Source organism: Actinokineospora sp. NPDC051303 (assembly GCF_055586285.1).
On the sequence record NZ_JBVJIN010000004.1, the window covers coordinates 206,796 to 221,311 of the forward strand.

Consider the following 14,516-nt stretch of genomic DNA (forward strand, 5'->3'; position numbering starts at 1 on the left):
GAGGTTAAATGCGAATGATCACGCATTCGGACTAGCCTGGTTGGGCTCCTCGGTGGATTACCCGCGCTTGTTGAAAGCGGGCACACTGACATCAATGGTCGAATGCTCTGGTTCGTCGCGCGAAGCGGCGGGCGAATCACAAAGTCGCACGTCCTCGGTCACCGGACCGGTGGTCGGGGTCGTGTCCCGGTAATGTGAATCATCGTCATGTCGTACCGGTTCAGGCCGGGGGATGCGGAGAAATGGAATACCGAGTACTGGGACCGTTGCAGGTGATCGGCGCCGGGGAGACCCCTCGCACGCTGAAAGCCGCCAAGGTCAAGATCCTGCTGGCCACACTGTTGGTCCGCGCCAACGAGGTCGTCACCCTCGACGCGCTCCTGGAGTCGATGTGGGGCAACCACGGCCCGCGCAGCGCGCGGACCGCCCTGCACGTCTACGTCTCGCAGCTGCGCAAGTTCCTCGGCGAGGACGGCGCGGGCGCCAGCCCGGTGCAGACCTGCGCGGGCGGCTACCTGCTCGAAGCCGACCAGGGGGACATCGACTTCCTGGTGGCCGAGCGCCTGATCGGGGACGGGAGCAGGCTGCTCGCCGCCGGGGACAACGAGGCGGCGGCGAAGACCCTGGCCGCCGCGCTGTCGATGTGGCGCGGGTCGACCCTGCACGGCCTGCACGACAGCCCGCTGCTGCGCAACGCCGCCATCCGCCTCGATGAGCTGCGGGTGTCCGCGGTCGAGATGCGGGTGGAGGCCGACCTCGCCCTCGGCCGCGACCGGCACCTCATCGGCGAACTGCTCACCATGGTCAGCGAGCACCCGTTCCGGGAGGCGTTCTACCGGCAGCTCATGATCGCCCTGTACCGCTCGGAGCGGCAGTCCGAAGCGCTGCGGGTCTACTCCCAGCTGCGCGGCACCCTCAATCGGGAACTCGGCCTCGAACCGTGCCGAATGCTGCGCGCGCTGCACCAGGCGATCCTGCGCGCGGACCAGACCCTCGATCCCTTTTTCGCCCCCCGCGCCGCGGTGTGATCCCCTTTTGGGAATGCATGAAGGAAGTCGCTTCCCGAATCCATCTCGGGTTGGCCGCGTTTCGCCTCGACGTCAATTCACCGGTTAGGGGTCCGGCGGATTTAGTGGGGGATAGGGGTTGCGGACCCGCGAATAGCGAAGCGATTTCACCGCCGCCCCGGTGATCACGGACGCGGGGCTCGCCGACCGTTGGGTAGAGTTCTCGGCACTGAGCGGGGTGGCGAGAGACAGGGGTGCGGTCATGAGTGTCGAGTTCGTGGTCCACCCGTCGGACCACCCCCGGCCCGCGGCTGAACGGGCGGCGATCCTGGCCGACCCCGGCTTCGGCAAGCACTTCACCGACCACATGGCCACCGCGACCTGGACCCCGGACACCGGCTGGCGCGACCGCCGGGTGACCGCGCTGGCTCCGTTCAGCCTGCACCCCAGCGCCGCGGTGCTGCACTACGCGCAGGAGATCTTCGAGGGCCTCAAGGCCTACCGGCACGCGGACGGCAGCGTCTGGCTGTTCCGCCCGGAGATGAACGCCCGCCGCTTCGCCCGCTCCGCCCAGCGCCTCGCCATGCCGGAGCTGGACGAAGAGTCCTTCGTGCGCAGCGTCGAGGCCCTGGTCCGCGCCGACGAGTCCTGGGTCCCTGACGGCGGCGGTGAGCAAAGCCTGTACCTGCGCCCGTTCATGTTCGCCGCCGAGGCGTTCCTCGGCGTTCGCCCGGCGGAGGAGTTCGTCTACTCCGTGATCGCCTCCCCCGCGGGCCCGTACTTCGCCGCGGGCGTCGCTGGCGTCACCCTCTGGATCAGCGCCGAGTACACCCGAGCGGCCCCCGGCGGCACCGGCGCCGCCAAATGCGGCGGCAACTACGCGGGCAGCCTCGCCGCCCAACGCGAGGCCCGCGAAAACGGCTGCGACCAGGTCCTCTACCTCGACAGCGCCGACCGAACCACCCTGGAGGAGTCGGGCACCATGAACCTGTGCCTGCTCACCACAGCGGGCGAACTGATCACCCCCGGCCTGGGCGCCATCCTCGACGGCGTCACCCGGGACAGCGTCCTCACCTTGGCTGCGGACCACGGCCTAACCCCAGTCGAACGCCCCATCACCCTCACAGAACTGAGCGAAGGCTGCCGCACCGGAGCCATCACCGAGGTCTTCGCCACCGGCACCGCCGCGGTGATCACCCCCATCACCGCCTTCCGCTCCCCCACCACCACCTTCACCGTCGCCGACGGCACCCCCGGCAAAACCACCCTAACCCTGCGCGAACACATACTGGACATCCAGTACGGACGCACCCCAGACACCCGATCCTGGCTACACCGCGTCCCCTGAGCCGCCCGCCCGATCAGCACCGGAACCACCCACCCGGCTGAGAAGCCAGGGCAGAGCAACCTCACCCGCCTGCCAAACCGCCCCACCCTGCCCCTGCAACTGCTCGATGGGGCCAAACAGCGAACCCGCTTTCCTGCCAGCCACACCCGAAGCTGCCAGGTGCCCGACGGGAGCGGAACAGCGAACCCACGCTCCTGCCAGCCGCACCCCAACGCTGCCAGGCGCCCGGTGGGAGCAGGACAGCGAACCCGCTCTCCTGCCAGGCCGAACCGAGGCTCGCCAGGTGCTCGATGGGGTGGAGTGGTTTCTTCGGGGGAGAAGGAAGATCGCTAAGCTGGCTCCGCACGTGTGAGGCCGAAGGCATCCCACCCGTCTTTCACACGGCGATCTTCCTTCGTAGGGGCCCCGAAGAAACCACTCCACCCCATCGAGCCCACCACGAAACCCAGCCCCAAGCCGCTCACCGCAACAACTTGCCAAACGAAGCCAACCCATACGCGGCAACAGACCGTCCAACAAGGACACCAACCTCATCAGCCACCCGAGTGTGAATCCCCGACCACACCCGAGCGTCCACATTGTCCCGAGTCAACTCCCGCCAACTCCGATAACGGAAAACAACCCCAGGCGCAGTAGGACTGGTCATCGCGAACGCCTGCTTCGCCTGCGCCCCAACGAGTGCGCTCAACACACCCTCAGCCGCCCCAGCGTAACTGGCATGCCCACTCGGATAGTCCGGATGCGCCGGAGTCACATGCAGCGGCGTCCACCCCACCTCCCCGCCAGCACGAATCTCGGTCACCGGCCGCCAGGCAAGATACGCGTACTTCGCATCGGACGTAGCGATCTGCGTGTCCACCGCGACCACATTGAACGCCGCCACCAGCCCAGCCCGCCACGCCGTCCCCCGCCACGCGGTGTCCGCCACCGCGACCCGCAGCGGCGTCACGTATCCACCCAGAGACGACTGATACCAGAACGCCGCCACATCAGTCTGCGCACGAGTGCGAACAGCGCTGTCGGCCGCCCCATAGGCGCGAACCTCAGCGAGATCGGCCCGGTGCCGAGCCGAGTCGAGAGCAGGCGGCGGCCCCGGCCGGAACTGGTCCGCCCGCTCCAGCAGAAACGGCTTGGCGTCGCGGTTCCCAGCTTGCAGGGCGGGCACGAACGTCGGCGGCGTCGGCTGCCACACGCCCGGCGCGGGCGCTGGCGTAGGGAACGGCTTGTTCACCGACTCCGGGTCGAGCCCGTCATCGGCCCGGGACGCCAGCACGCTCGCGGCTTGCCGGGCGCCTTCCGCGACGCCTGCCCGTTTCGCCGGGGTGTCGGGGATGCGGGCGAGTGTGGCGGCCAGTTTCGCGTCCAGCGCGGGGGTTTCGGTCGGCGCGAGGCGCACCAGCGTGTCGTGGACGGCGGCGGCGAGCGCGGCGTCGGCGAAGTCGGCCCGGCCGTGCGGGGCGCGCAGGGTCGCCCTGGCCGCGGCCAGCCAGCCGATCGCCCAGGTGCGGCTGTTGGTGCTCTGCGTCGGCGCCCCGGCCGCGGCGATCGTGGCTGCGGTCGTGTCGAACCATTCCAGCACCGTGTCTGTGCGGACGACCGGTTCCGCCGCGGCGGGGGCGACCGCGGTCGTCACGGCCAGCACGGCGGTCATGGTGGCGAGGACGGGCCTGCGCATGCGGACTCCACTTCGGACTCGGCTCCGGCTCGATCTTGACCATCGTAGCCGGCCGCGGCGGTCCGCGACCGGCGTTCCACGATCGGGTACGTGCCGGTGCGATCCCCCACGGGCACTGGCGTTTTCGGTAGCGTGGCGGTAGGGGATCGGGGGGGCGACATGACTATGGGAGCGGTCGTCGTCGACGACGGCGAGTTGAGCTACGAAATTCAAGGCGCGGGGAGCCCGGTGGTGCTGCTGCACGCGGGCGTGCTCAGCGGCCGGATGTGGGACGACCAGGTGGCGGCGTTGGCTTGGCGCCACACTGTCGTGCGCTACGACGCCCGCGGCCACGGCGCGTCGTCCACCCCGGAAAGGCCGTTCGCCCACTACGAGGACCTGCGGCGGCTGTTCGCGGCGCTGGGCATCGAGCGGGCGGCCCTGGTCGGCCTGTCGCTGGGCGCGCGCACGTCGATCGACTTCGCGCTGGCCTACCCGCACCTGGTCGACCGCCTGCTGCTGGCCGCCCCCGGCATCAGCGGCATGACTCTGCGCGACCCGTTCATCCTGGACCAGCTCACCCGGCTCGCCGACGCGGTCGACACCGCCGAAGCCGTCGAGTGCCTTCTGCGGATGTGGGTGGACGGCCCGCGCCGCGGGCCCGAGGAGACGGACGAGTCCACGCGGGCCCTGTGCCGCACGCTGATGACCAACACGATCGCCCGCCACAGCGCCACCGCGATAACCCTGGCGACCGAACTGGGCGCGATCGACCGGGTGGCCGAGCTGGCCGCGCCCACCCTCCTGCTCGTCGGCGACTTGGACTCCAGCGACATCCACGCCGTGGCCGACCTAGTGGCGACCAAGGCCCCCAACGCGCGCAAACAGGTCGTCCCCGGCGCGGCCCACATGATCAACCTCGACCGCCGCGCCGACTTCGACCAGGTCTTACTCGCCTTCCTCGCCAACTCCGTCCACTAAGCCCGGTCGACTGTGGTGTGAACCACTGACCGCACACCGCCGATCCAAGCCAGGATGGAGCGCGCGGACAACGATCGCGCCCACTTGATCGCGCGTCCGGCGAACGCCACCCGGCGACCGCGAAGGAGGGTGCGGCATGGGCACCGCGGACAAGCCCGCCAACGACCAGAACACCGACGCTCGGCTTGGTGCTGGGCGGGGTGTTGGTGTGGTGGGTGTGGGTGCTCGGCTTGGTGTTGGTTGGGGCGCCGCTGCGGTGGGTTGGGGCACTGGTGCTTGGCCTGTCGCTGGGCTGGATATTGGTGTGGTGGGTTGGGGTGCCGATGCTCGGCTTGGTGCTGGGCGGAGTGTTGGTGCGGTGGGCTGGGGCGCAGGCGCTCGGCTAGTTGCTGGTTGGGATGCCGCTGCGAGGGGTCGGGGCACTGGTGCCTGGCCTGTCGCTGGGCTGGACGTTGGTGCCGGGGGCTGGGACGTCGACGGCCCGTTTGTTCCTGGCGGGGACGTTGGTGTTGTTGGCCGGGACGCTGGTGATCGGGGTGGCGATCCTGCTGGGCGTGGTGGTGGTCTCGGTGCGGAGGGTGCTGGGTGTGGTGATGGCCGGGGTGTCGACGCCGTTGGGCAGGGCCGTGGGGTGAGGGCTCCGATGTCGTCGGCTGGGGGAGTGGTGGCCCGGGTGGCGGTGGTCAGAGGGTTGGCGGTGTCGGTTGGGATGGTGGCGTTGTGGGGTCGGGTGTTGGCAGTGGGGGTTTGGAAGTCGGTGGGGGTTCGGAAGTCGTTGGTGGGAACGGTGATGGTGGGGGTGTCGAAGTGATGGGCCAAGGTGGCGATCGGCAGGAGGTCGGCGGTGTGGGCGTCGCGGGTCGGGGTGTGGAGTGCGAGGTGCGCGTCGACGCGGCGGTGGGGCGGGTGTGGGAGGTGGTGACCGACATCGAGCTTTCCGTTCGGTTCAGCGAGGAACTGCGGCGCGTTCGGTGGCTCGATGGCACCTCGGCGCCCACTCTGGGCGCGCGGTTCGAGGGACACAACCACAACCCGATGCTGGGCGACTGGCGGACGGTGTCCCACGTGGTCGACCTGTCCGCCCCGCACACCTTCGCCTGGGCGGTGGTCGACCCGGACGGCCGCTTCGGCGGCGCCGCGCCCGATCCCGCCGCGCCCGCCGCCACCTGGCGCTTTACCCTCGCTCCCCACGGCGACGGGACGCTGCTGCGCTACGCCGTCCACCTCGGCCCCGCCCGCTCGGGACTCACCCTGGCACTGGAGCGCTTCCCCGACCGCGCCGAGGCGATCGTCACGGGCAGACTCGACGCCCTACGCACGAACATGGCGCGAACCCTCGACGGCATCAAGGCCATCGCCGAAGAGTCCGCGTCAGCCACCGAACCGAACTGAGCAAGCCCTGCGGGCCGCCCGCACCTTGACCCAACGCCATGCTCACCGCCGCTCGACCGTTGGCGCTTTGCGTGCGGTACCCGGAAAGGCCACGCAGGCGAGTGCCTTCGGCCGATGATGCCCCTGCGTGCGGTACCCGAGGTGCGCGCGCCCGCTGGTGTGTTCGGCAGTGGTGGCCTGCCTTGGCTGGAATTCTGAGGTGGGCGGGCCCACCGGTGTGCTGGGCCAGTGGTGGCCTGCCTTGCTGGGACCTTGAGGTGGGCGCGTCCGCTGGTGTGCTGGGCCAACGGCGGCCTGCCTTGGCGGAATCCCGAGGTAAGCGCGCCTACCGGTGTGCTCCGCCAACGGCGGCCCGTCTTGTTGGAATCCTGGGGTGGGCGCCCCCTCTGGTGTGTTCGGCCAGTGGTGGCCACCTTGCTGGAATCCCGAGGTAAGCGCGCCTACCGGTGTGCTCCGCCAACGGCGGCCCGTCTTGTTGGAATCCCGAGGTGGGCACGCCCACCGGTGTGCTCACCAACGGTGGCTTGCCTTGCTGGAACCCTGAGGTGGGCGCGTCCGCCGGTGTGCCCCGCCAGCTGCGGCTGGCCGGAACCACCGGGACGACCGCAGCGGGCGGACCCGAGCACGCCGCCGGGGCGCTCGCCTCTGTTCGGTTGCCGCGCGGTGATCACCTCGCCCGAGGGTAAGCGCACCTCACAGGCACCGCGTGCCACCTCGCCGCCGCGTGGTCGGGTGGGGAGGTTTTCCCACCAAGGGTCTTTCCGGTAATCGCTTGACCGCCCCAGCCGCCAGGTCTAGCCTCGATCATGACGGCGTGACCAAATTTCATAATCAGTCATCCGTCAGAAGGGGCCCCGATGAACGAGACCGTCGTCGAGTCGGAGCGCGAGACTCGGGCTCGGCGGATCCTTGACGCCACCGCTGATCTGGTTCGGCGGTGGGGGTACAAGCGCACCACCATCGACGATGTCGCTCGGGCGGCGGGGATTGGCAAAGGCACCGTCTATCTGCACTACAAGACGCGGCTGGCGTTGTTCGAGGCGGTGTTGCTGCGGGAGTCACTGCGGCATGTGGACGAGTTGTTGGCGTGGCTGCCGGAGGATCCGGCGAACGTGTTGATGCACCGGTATTCGGCGCACGGGTTCCGGTTGATCGCGGGGAATCCGCTGCTGCGGGCGATGTTCACCGCCGACGTGGAAATGCTCGGCGAGCTGGCCCAGCGGCCGGAGCAGCGGGTGATCCAGGAACGCAAGACCGAGCTGAGCAGGCGGCAGATCACGGTCCTGCGCGACTGGGGGCTGGTGCGCGCGGACATGCCCGTCGACCAGCAGCTTTACGCCATTCGGTGCGCGGCGATGGGCTTTTTGTTCGGCGACCCGAGTCCGGAGCCGGGCTACGAGCCGACGTTGGACGAGCAGGTCGAGTGCCTCGCGCACGTCATCCGCGGGGCGTTCGAGCCCGAGGACGCCGCGGCGCACCCTCGGCTGGCCGAGGTCTCGCGCGAGGTCATCGGAGTGCTCGGCGGGTTCAGGGACGAGCTCGCCGATTTTCTGCGCCAACCGTAGGACGGTTGGCCGCATCTGAGGGGAAACGCGAATGACCGCTACAACGGAAAAACCGACCGACCCAATGCCCAGGTCCATGGCCGACGGCGGCCAGGCCCTGCTCGCCTGGCTGGCCCGCCGCCCCGGCCCGGTCAGCTGGGACGACCTCGGGAAGGCGTGGCACGTCACCGGCTATGACGAGACCATGGCGGTGCTGATGGACCCGGCGACGTTCTCGTCGGACTTCTCCGAGCTTGTCCCGCCCGCACCGGGCCGCGACCGGTTCATGCGGGGGAACTTCGTCGGCATGGACGACCCGGAGCACCGCAAGCTGCGCAAGCTGGTGAGCCAGGCGTTCACCCCGCGGATGGTGGCGGGGCTGGAGCCCCGCATCCGGGAGATTTCCGAGGAACTGCTTGCCGGTCTGGGGAAGCGGGACACGTTCGACCTGGTGTCGGACTTCGCCTACCCGCTGCCGGTGATCGTGATCGCCGAGATGCTGGGCATCCCGATCGCCGACCGGGACCGCTTCCGCACCTGGGCGGACACGCTGCTTGACATCGAGTCGCCCGAGAGCCTGGACGACATCGCCGAGACGCTGGCTGGGCAGGAGCCGGTCTTCCACGAGATGTCGGACTACCTGCTGGAGCGCATCGCCGAGAAGCGGGCGAACCCGGGCGACGACCTGATCAGCGAGCTGTGCGCGGTCGAGGTCGACGGCGAGTCGCTCACCGACGACGAGATGGTGGGGTTCGTGGCGCTGCTGCTGCTCGCGGGCCACATCACCACCACCGCGCTGCTGGGCAACACGTTCCTGTGCCTGGCTGAGAACCCGGACGCCGCCGCGGCGCTGCGGGCCGACCGGTCGCTGGTTCCGGCCGCGATCGAGGAGGTGCTGCGGGTGCGCAGCCCGTTCACCCGGGTCGCGCGGGTCACCACCCGCGAGGTGGAGTTCGGCGGGCACACCATCCCGGCGGGCGTGTTCGTCCTGCCGTGGCTGATGGCCGCGAACCGCGACCCCCGGGTCTTCGCCGACCCGGACCGGTTCGACCTGCACCGCGAGGGCAAGCAGCTCGCGTTCGGCCATGGCGTGCACGTGTGCATCGGGGCGCCGCTGGCCAGGCTGGAGGCGCGGGTGGCGGTGCCGCTGCTGCTCGACCACTTCGCCGACATCGATGTGGTCGCGGGTGAGACGACGTTCTACGAGAGCAACGGCATGGTGAGCGCCAAGCACCTGCCCCTGCGGGTCCGGGCGGCCTGAGCGGGGTGTCGGTCCGGTCGGGCGGGGGAGGCCCGATCGGACCGACACCTGTCCGGCGGGGCTGGGGATGTTTTTTCGCGGGGCGCGATTTCCGGCCAAAGTAGGAAATTGGGACCCGAAACATCCACTCAGGAGAACTTGACCGAGCCCGCCCGGTTGTTCCAGCCGAGAACGCCCAGGTCGGAATGATTGTCGATCCACGTCGACGCCGCGCCGGTGAATTCAAAGCCGTCGTAGAACCGCACGTCGCACTGGTTGTAGGTGTGCACGGAGCTGACCCGGTTGTTCCAGCCGATGTCGGCCAGGTTGCCCCACTGCCACTCCGCGTCGTAGCTGGGCGTGCAGGCCCGCGACTGCACCCAGGTGTAGGTGGCGCCGGTGTATCCCGTGCCGTCGTAGAAGATGGCGATGGTCAGGGCCAGCGCGCCCGCGCCGGTGGCCAGTCGCATGGCCTGGTCCGGGGTGTCCGAGCACCGGACGACTCGGGTGTCCAGGTTCGCCACGCAGTGCCGGTCGGCGTCGGCGGACGCGGGCCCGGCCAAAGCGCCCACGGATAGCGCGACGGTTCCACACAAAACAGACAAAAGTCTTCTCATGGCCGCTCAGCCTTCCTTCGTGAGGCATTTTCCGGACCCGGACGCGGGTCCGTAGGGATACACGCCTGGCGGCCCGCCAAAGTGTGAGCGCGGCCGGGACGGGAAAAGCTGTGCCACCCGATCGGGTGTTTGGCGCGCTGGGCGGCGCTGGTTACTGTCGAGAGGAATACCTGATTTCCCGGGCAGGTCCGCAGGTGGGGGTGGGGCCGTGGACGGCGAGTTCGACCGGCTTTTCATGAGCGTGGTGGCGCGCCTGCGCTCGCGGGTGGCGGTCCTGGTCGGCAGCAGGCCGATGGCCGAAGACCTGATTCAGGACGTGTACGTGCGCTTGCGCGGCAGCGAGGCCCGGTGGCGCCGGTTCGTCGGGCACCCCAACCCTTACGGCTACGCGCTGGCGACCGCGGTCAACCTCGCCCGGGCCCGCTGGCGCGCCGAGTGGCGCTGGGTCCCGCTGGACGAGGTGACGGCTCCGCTCAGCGACGGCGGGGTGCCCGCGGCCGAGTCCCGCCAGGACCTCACGCACCTGCTGCGGACGCTGACGGTGAAGGAGGCCGCGGTGGTGGTCCTGGTCGACCTCGACGGTCACACCCTGGACGAGGCCGCCGCGCTGTTGGGCGTGCACAAGGGAACCGCGCACCGCAACCGGTTGCGGGCGCTGGCGAAACTGCGCACCCACGTCACCGGGCCCGCCCCGTGGGACCTGGTCCCGGCGGGCTGACTGTCCTCAATGGACGGTATGGCTTGGCGGACGGGTCTGGTCCGGTGGACGAACCGGCTCAGTGGGCGGTCCGGCTCGGTGGGCGGCCCGGTCCGGTGGATGGCCCGGTCCGATGGGCGGTCCGCTCCGATGGGCAGTCCGGTCTGGTGGGCGGTCCGGTCTGGTGGGCGGTCCGGTGGGTGGTTTGGTTCAATGCATGGTCCGGTTTGGTGGGCGGTTCGGTTCGGTGGATGTTCGGTTCGGTGGGCGGTCCGGCTTACCGGACGATCCGGCTCACGGGACGATCCGGCTCAGCGGGACGGCCGCCTGGCCCGGCCCGTCGCCGGGCCGATTGCGGGCGGAGCGCTCGTTGTCGCGTCGTGCGATGGCCATGCGGGTGGCCAGGGCCAGCTCGAACCGGTAGACCGGATCGGCCAAGCGCTCGCCGAACACCTCCTCGATCTGGCGGATTCGGTAGCGCACGCTCTGGGTGTGCAGATTGAGCCGGGCGGCGATCTCGCTGACCCGGCCCTGGCTGCCCAGCCACTCGTGCAGGGTGTCGAGCATGCGGTCCCGGCGCTGCGGGGTGAGCGCGGACAACGGCGCCAGGCGGTGCTCGACCAGGTTGGCCACCAGGGCCTCGTCGGCGAACAGGGCCAGGGCGAGCCGGTGGTCGGCGTAGTCGACGACGCCGTGGGCGGGCAGCGGGATCAGGCCCTGCTCGGCCATGTCGAGCGCGCGGGTCGCGATCCGCAGCGACTCCCGTGCCCCCGCCACCTCCGTCGCCGGGCCGAGCGCGGCCGACCACCCGGGCAGCGCCTCGCGCAGCACGGAGCCCAGTTCCGCGCCGCCCATGGCCGCCGGAACGAGCAGGCACGGTTCGTCTCCGTCGGTCGCGGCCAAGATGTCGTTCCCGTGGCCGATGAGGTGGGCGAGGTGGCCGTGGTGGTGCTGGGGGCGGCGCAGGGCGACCAGCCGGACCGCCGCGGGCGGCGTCCAGCCCGCCTCCCGCGCGGCCTCGGCGACCTCGGCCGCCGTCGGCGCCGGGTTGGCGAGCACCATGCGCAGCAGTTGCCCGCGAGCCGCGGCCGTCGGCGCGTTCTCCGGCGCCGCCACCCCCGACAGCTCGCCCAGGTAGGCGAACACGACCTCAGCCCCTCGGGCCAGGGCGCTGGCGGGCAGGTCGCGGTGCCGGGCGTAGCGGCGGACCTGCTGCCAGGCGATCTCGCCGCTGATCCGGTACGCGCGCACCAGCACGCCCAGCGGGCAAATCTGCGACAGCCGCCCGCGCTGCGCGCGCAGGAGCGCGCCCCAGTCCTCCTGGCGGGCCGACCGCGGGTTCGTCATGCTGTCGAGCGCGCTGAGGACGACCTTGCGGATCGTCTCGACCAGGGGATCGATGACGTCGGTCAGCTCGATGAACGCCTCCGGCAGCGTCTGCCCGAACTCCGTGACGATCTCCCGGCGCAACCGCTGCTCGAAGGTCCAGTCCGGCTCGGCCGCCGTGCTTCCCTGTTCGACGATGGACAGGACGCTCATCAGGCCCCCGATCGGCTCAGCGCGGTTACTCCGACAGCTGTCAAAGCTGCCCGCCGCGAGCCGGTCGCACATCGTCCTGTTTACGTATTGTCCTGTTTACGTATTCCCCTGCCGGGTCCGCTCACTGGGGCGGCGTGGCCTTGAGCGCGTCAAACAGGACACCCCTGAGCCGGGTGGTCCGCTCCGGGTCGCCGCCCGCGTGCCGCGCCGCGGCGAAGGCGCCCGCCAGCAGCGCCAGCACGTCGTCGGCGTCGAGGTCGCCGCGCACGGCGCCCGCGCGCTGGGCGTCGGCGAGCAGGACGCCCACCGCGGCGCGCAGGTCGGCCGCGGCCTGGGGGGCCGCGGTGCGCAGGTCGAAGTCGGTGCCCGCCAGGCCCGCCTGGACCGTCGTGTTCTCGGCGCCCGCGTCCAGCAGGAGGGTGAGCATGGACAGCAGCGCCGCCCCGGGGTCGTCCGCGCCCGCCAGCGCCCGCCCGCGCGCCGTCAGGTCCGCCACCCGGTCGGCCACGAGGGTCGCGAACAGGGACTCCTTGCTGGGGAAGTTGCGGTGGACGGTGCCCGCGCCCACTTCGGCGTGCCGGGCGATGTCGTCGAGCGAGGCCGACAGCCCCCGGGTGGCGAACAGCTCCCGGGCGGCGGCGAGCACCCGCTCGCGGTTGCGGAGCGCGTCCGCGCGCTGCGGACGCCGCGTGGTCTGGCCGGATTCCTCGGAAATCGTCACACCTCCCGACTCGCGGGGCGCTGCCCCGACTGATTCTGACCACCCCAATCGGGGCGTTCCCCCGGATTCTACGGTGCCCCGCCGCGAATCACACAACTTTCGGCCAGCCCGCCCCCGCCAGTCACCGCCGCGCCCGTCGTCTCACCCGCCGGTTCCCGAGGCGGGCGTCTTTCGGGGGCGGCGCGCCACCCTCGCGTGCCGTGCGCGAACCACGTGGGTGACGCGCCGCTCGAAATGAGGAAAAAGCCATCGCAGGGTTGCCCGTCAGTTCTTCGGGGTCATACTTGAGAACGACGTCAATTGTCGATAAAGGGGACATGATGAGCCGTACTCTGAGTGAGCCGAGGACGCTTCAGGACCTGCCGCGCATAATCGGCGAATTGATGCCCCAATTGCACGAGGATCTCAAGGCGCTGGTGCGGCTCATGGGGTACGCGGCCTGCCCGGAGGGTGTGACGGAAACCCGGAAGAAAGTCATCGACCTGTTCCAGCGGGCCGAGATCGCCCATATCGAGGAGATCGTGGTCGAAGCGGACCACAAGAAGACGACGCCGCTGGTTTACGGCGAGCACCCGGCGGTCATCCCCGGGGATTCGGCGGGCGGCCGGGCGGTGGCGCCGACGGTGCTGCTGTACGCGCACTACGACGTCCAGCCGCCGGGCACCGGGTGGACGGTGACCGAGCCGTTCGTGCCCAAGGAAGTCCAGGAGTCCGACGACACCCGGCTCTACGGGCGCGGCAGCGCCGACGACAAGTCCGGCGTGCTGATGCACCTGGCCATGCTGCGCGCCTTCAAGCGCGACCTGCCGGTCAACCTCAAGATCCTCATCGAGGGCGAGGAGGAGATCGGCACCGGGATCCTGGAGAAGTACCTGGTCGAACACCCCGACGATCAGCGTTTCCACGCCGACTACATCGTCGTGGCCGACACCGGGAACGTGCGCCGCGGCATGCCGACGGTCACCACGAGCCTGCGCGGGTTCATCGCGCTCAACGTCACCGTCCGGACCCTGGAAGCCCCGGTGCACAGCGGGATGTACGGCGGCCCGGCCCCGGACGCGTTCATGGCGCTGGTCCGCATGCTCGCCACCCTGCACGACGACAAGGGCGATGTGGCCGTCGAGTTGGACAAGCAGGACCTGGGCTGGGCCCCGGTGGACGAGAAGCAGTTCCGGGCCGACGCGGGAGTCCGGCCCAACGTGTCGCTCATCGGCACTGAGTCGCTGCAGAAACGCTTGTACGGCAAGCCATCGATCAACGTGACCGGCCTCGACGGCGTGCCAGCGCTCAGCCAGGCGATCAACGTGCTGCGCCCCTCGGCGACCGCGAAGGTCAGCGTCCGGCTCGCCCCCAACCAGAACCCGGACACCGCGTACACCAAGCTGGTGGAGCACTTCCGGAAAGTCGCCCCGTGGGGAGTGGACCTGGAGTTCACCCGGGCGGGCGGCGGCTCCGGCTTCCACGCCGACCCGTCTGGCCCCTGGCTGCGGCTGGCCCAGGACGCGCTCCGCTCGGCCTATCCCAAGGCGCCCGGCGTCGCCCAGACCGGCCAGGGCGGGTCGATTCCTCTCGTGAACTCCTTCAAAGTAGTCAACCCGAAAGCGGAAATCCTACTGTGGGGCTGCGAGGAGCCGCGCTGCGCGATTCACGCCCCGAATGAGAGCGTCAGCTATGCCGAGTTCGAGGCCATGACCCTCGCCCAAGCGCTGCTGTTGCAAATGGGTGCTCCCAACGAATCCGGCGACTCCTACGACGGGGGATGATGACCCCGTATTC

At 70.1% G+C, this 14,516-nt stretch carries 14 protein-coding genes; 10 read left to right on the top strand and 4 right to left on the bottom strand.

The annotated features are described in order from the left end of the window. Positions 1–242 precede the first annotated feature (242 nt). Together ACZ6SD_RS05255 and ACZ6SD_RS05260 are read left to right on the top strand one after the other, a co-directional pair. The gene (locus ACZ6SD_RS05255; protein ID WP_465315644.1) at positions 243–1,028 is read left to right on the top strand and encodes an AfsR/SARP family transcriptional regulator; all 786 of its coding nucleotides are present in this window, start codon (positions 243–245) and stop codon (positions 1,026–1,028) included. A 241-nt stretch (positions 1,029–1,269) separates the two neighbouring features. Continuing rightward, positions 1,270–2,355, top strand: coding sequence for a branched-chain amino acid aminotransferase (locus tag ACZ6SD_RS05260; RefSeq protein ID WP_465315645.1), 1,086 nt, complete (start codon positions 1,270–1,272; stop codon positions 2,353–2,355). Between the two features lie 460 nt (positions 2,356–2,815). Here the strand turns inward: ACZ6SD_RS05260 and ACZ6SD_RS05265 are convergent, their stop codons facing one another. Beyond that, a complete protein-coding gene (locus ACZ6SD_RS05265) occupies positions 2,816–4,030 on the bottom strand; it encodes a vanadium-dependent haloperoxidase (RefSeq protein WP_465315646.1) in 1,215 nt (404 codons plus the stop codon). A gap of 159 nt (positions 4,031–4,189) precedes the next feature. Between ACZ6SD_RS05265 and ACZ6SD_RS05270 the strand changes: the two genes are divergently transcribed. From ACZ6SD_RS05270 to ACZ6SD_RS05295, 6 genes are all read left to right on the top strand, one after another. Further along, complete coding sequence (locus ACZ6SD_RS05270) at positions 4,190–4,990, top strand: alpha/beta fold hydrolase (protein WP_465315647.1); 801 nt, start codon at positions 4,190–4,192, stop codon at positions 4,988–4,990. 188 nt (positions 4,991–5,178) lie between these two features. After that, on the top strand, positions 5,179–5,376 hold the full coding sequence (locus ACZ6SD_RS05275) for a hypothetical protein (protein WP_465315648.1): 198 nt from the start codon (positions 5,179–5,181) through the stop codon (positions 5,374–5,376). A 12-nt stretch (positions 5,377–5,388) separates the two neighbouring features. Beyond that, on the top strand, positions 5,389–5,625 hold the full coding sequence (locus ACZ6SD_RS05280) for a hypothetical protein (protein WP_465315649.1): 237 nt from the start codon (positions 5,389–5,391) through the stop codon (positions 5,623–5,625). A 175-nt stretch (positions 5,626–5,800) separates the two neighbouring features. Further along, the gene (locus ACZ6SD_RS05285) at positions 5,801–6,382 is read left to right on the top strand and encodes an SRPBCC family protein (protein WP_465315700.1); all 582 of its coding nucleotides are present in this window, start codon (positions 5,801–5,803) and stop codon (positions 6,380–6,382) included. Positions 6,383–7,239: 857 nt separating this feature from the next. Then, positions 7,240–7,947 carry a TetR/AcrR family transcriptional regulator gene (locus ACZ6SD_RS05290; RefSeq protein ID WP_465315650.1) on the top strand — a complete coding sequence of 236 codons (708 nt, stop codon included), beginning with the start codon at positions 7,240–7,242 and terminating at the stop codon, positions 7,945–7,947. 31 nt (positions 7,948–7,978) lie between these two features. Further along, positions 7,979–9,187, top strand: coding sequence for a cytochrome P450 (locus ACZ6SD_RS05295; RefSeq protein WP_465315651.1), 1,209 nt, complete (start codon positions 7,979–7,981; stop codon positions 9,185–9,187). A gap of 128 nt (positions 9,188–9,315) precedes the next feature. Here the strand turns inward: ACZ6SD_RS05295 and ACZ6SD_RS05300 are convergent, their stop codons facing one another. Next, positions 9,316–9,783: a hypothetical protein gene (locus ACZ6SD_RS05300; protein WP_465315652.1), complete on the bottom strand. Its 468-nt coding sequence runs from the start codon at positions 9,781–9,783 to the stop codon at positions 9,316–9,318. Positions 9,784–9,991: 208 nt separating this feature from the next. Here ACZ6SD_RS05300 and ACZ6SD_RS05305 point away from each other — a divergent pair, with 208 nt between their 5' ends. Next, on the top strand, positions 9,992–10,501 hold the full coding sequence (locus ACZ6SD_RS05305) for an RNA polymerase sigma factor (protein ID WP_465315653.1): 510 nt from the start codon (positions 9,992–9,994) through the stop codon (positions 10,499–10,501). A 273-nt stretch (positions 10,502–10,774) separates the two neighbouring features. Here ACZ6SD_RS05305 and ACZ6SD_RS05310 read toward each other — a convergent pair whose 3' ends face one another. Together ACZ6SD_RS05310 and ACZ6SD_RS05315 are read right to left on the bottom strand one after the other, a co-directional pair. Continuing rightward, positions 10,775–12,019: a PucR family transcriptional regulator gene (locus ACZ6SD_RS05310; RefSeq protein ID WP_465315654.1), complete on the bottom strand. Its 1,245-nt coding sequence runs from the start codon at positions 12,017–12,019 to the stop codon at positions 10,775–10,777. A 121-nt stretch (positions 12,020–12,140) separates the two neighbouring features. After that, a complete protein-coding gene (locus tag ACZ6SD_RS05315) occupies positions 12,141–12,740 on the bottom strand; it encodes a TetR/AcrR family transcriptional regulator (RefSeq protein WP_465315655.1) in 600 nt (199 codons plus the stop codon). 320 nt (positions 12,741–13,060) lie between these two features. On the opposite strand from ACZ6SD_RS05315, the gene ACZ6SD_RS05320 reads away from it, so the two are divergent. Beyond that, on the top strand, positions 13,061–14,503 hold the full coding sequence (locus ACZ6SD_RS05320) for a M20/M25/M40 family metallo-hydrolase (RefSeq protein ID WP_465315656.1): 1,443 nt from the start codon (positions 13,061–13,063) through the stop codon (positions 14,501–14,503). The last annotated feature ends 13 nt before the right edge of the window (positions 14,504–14,516 follow it).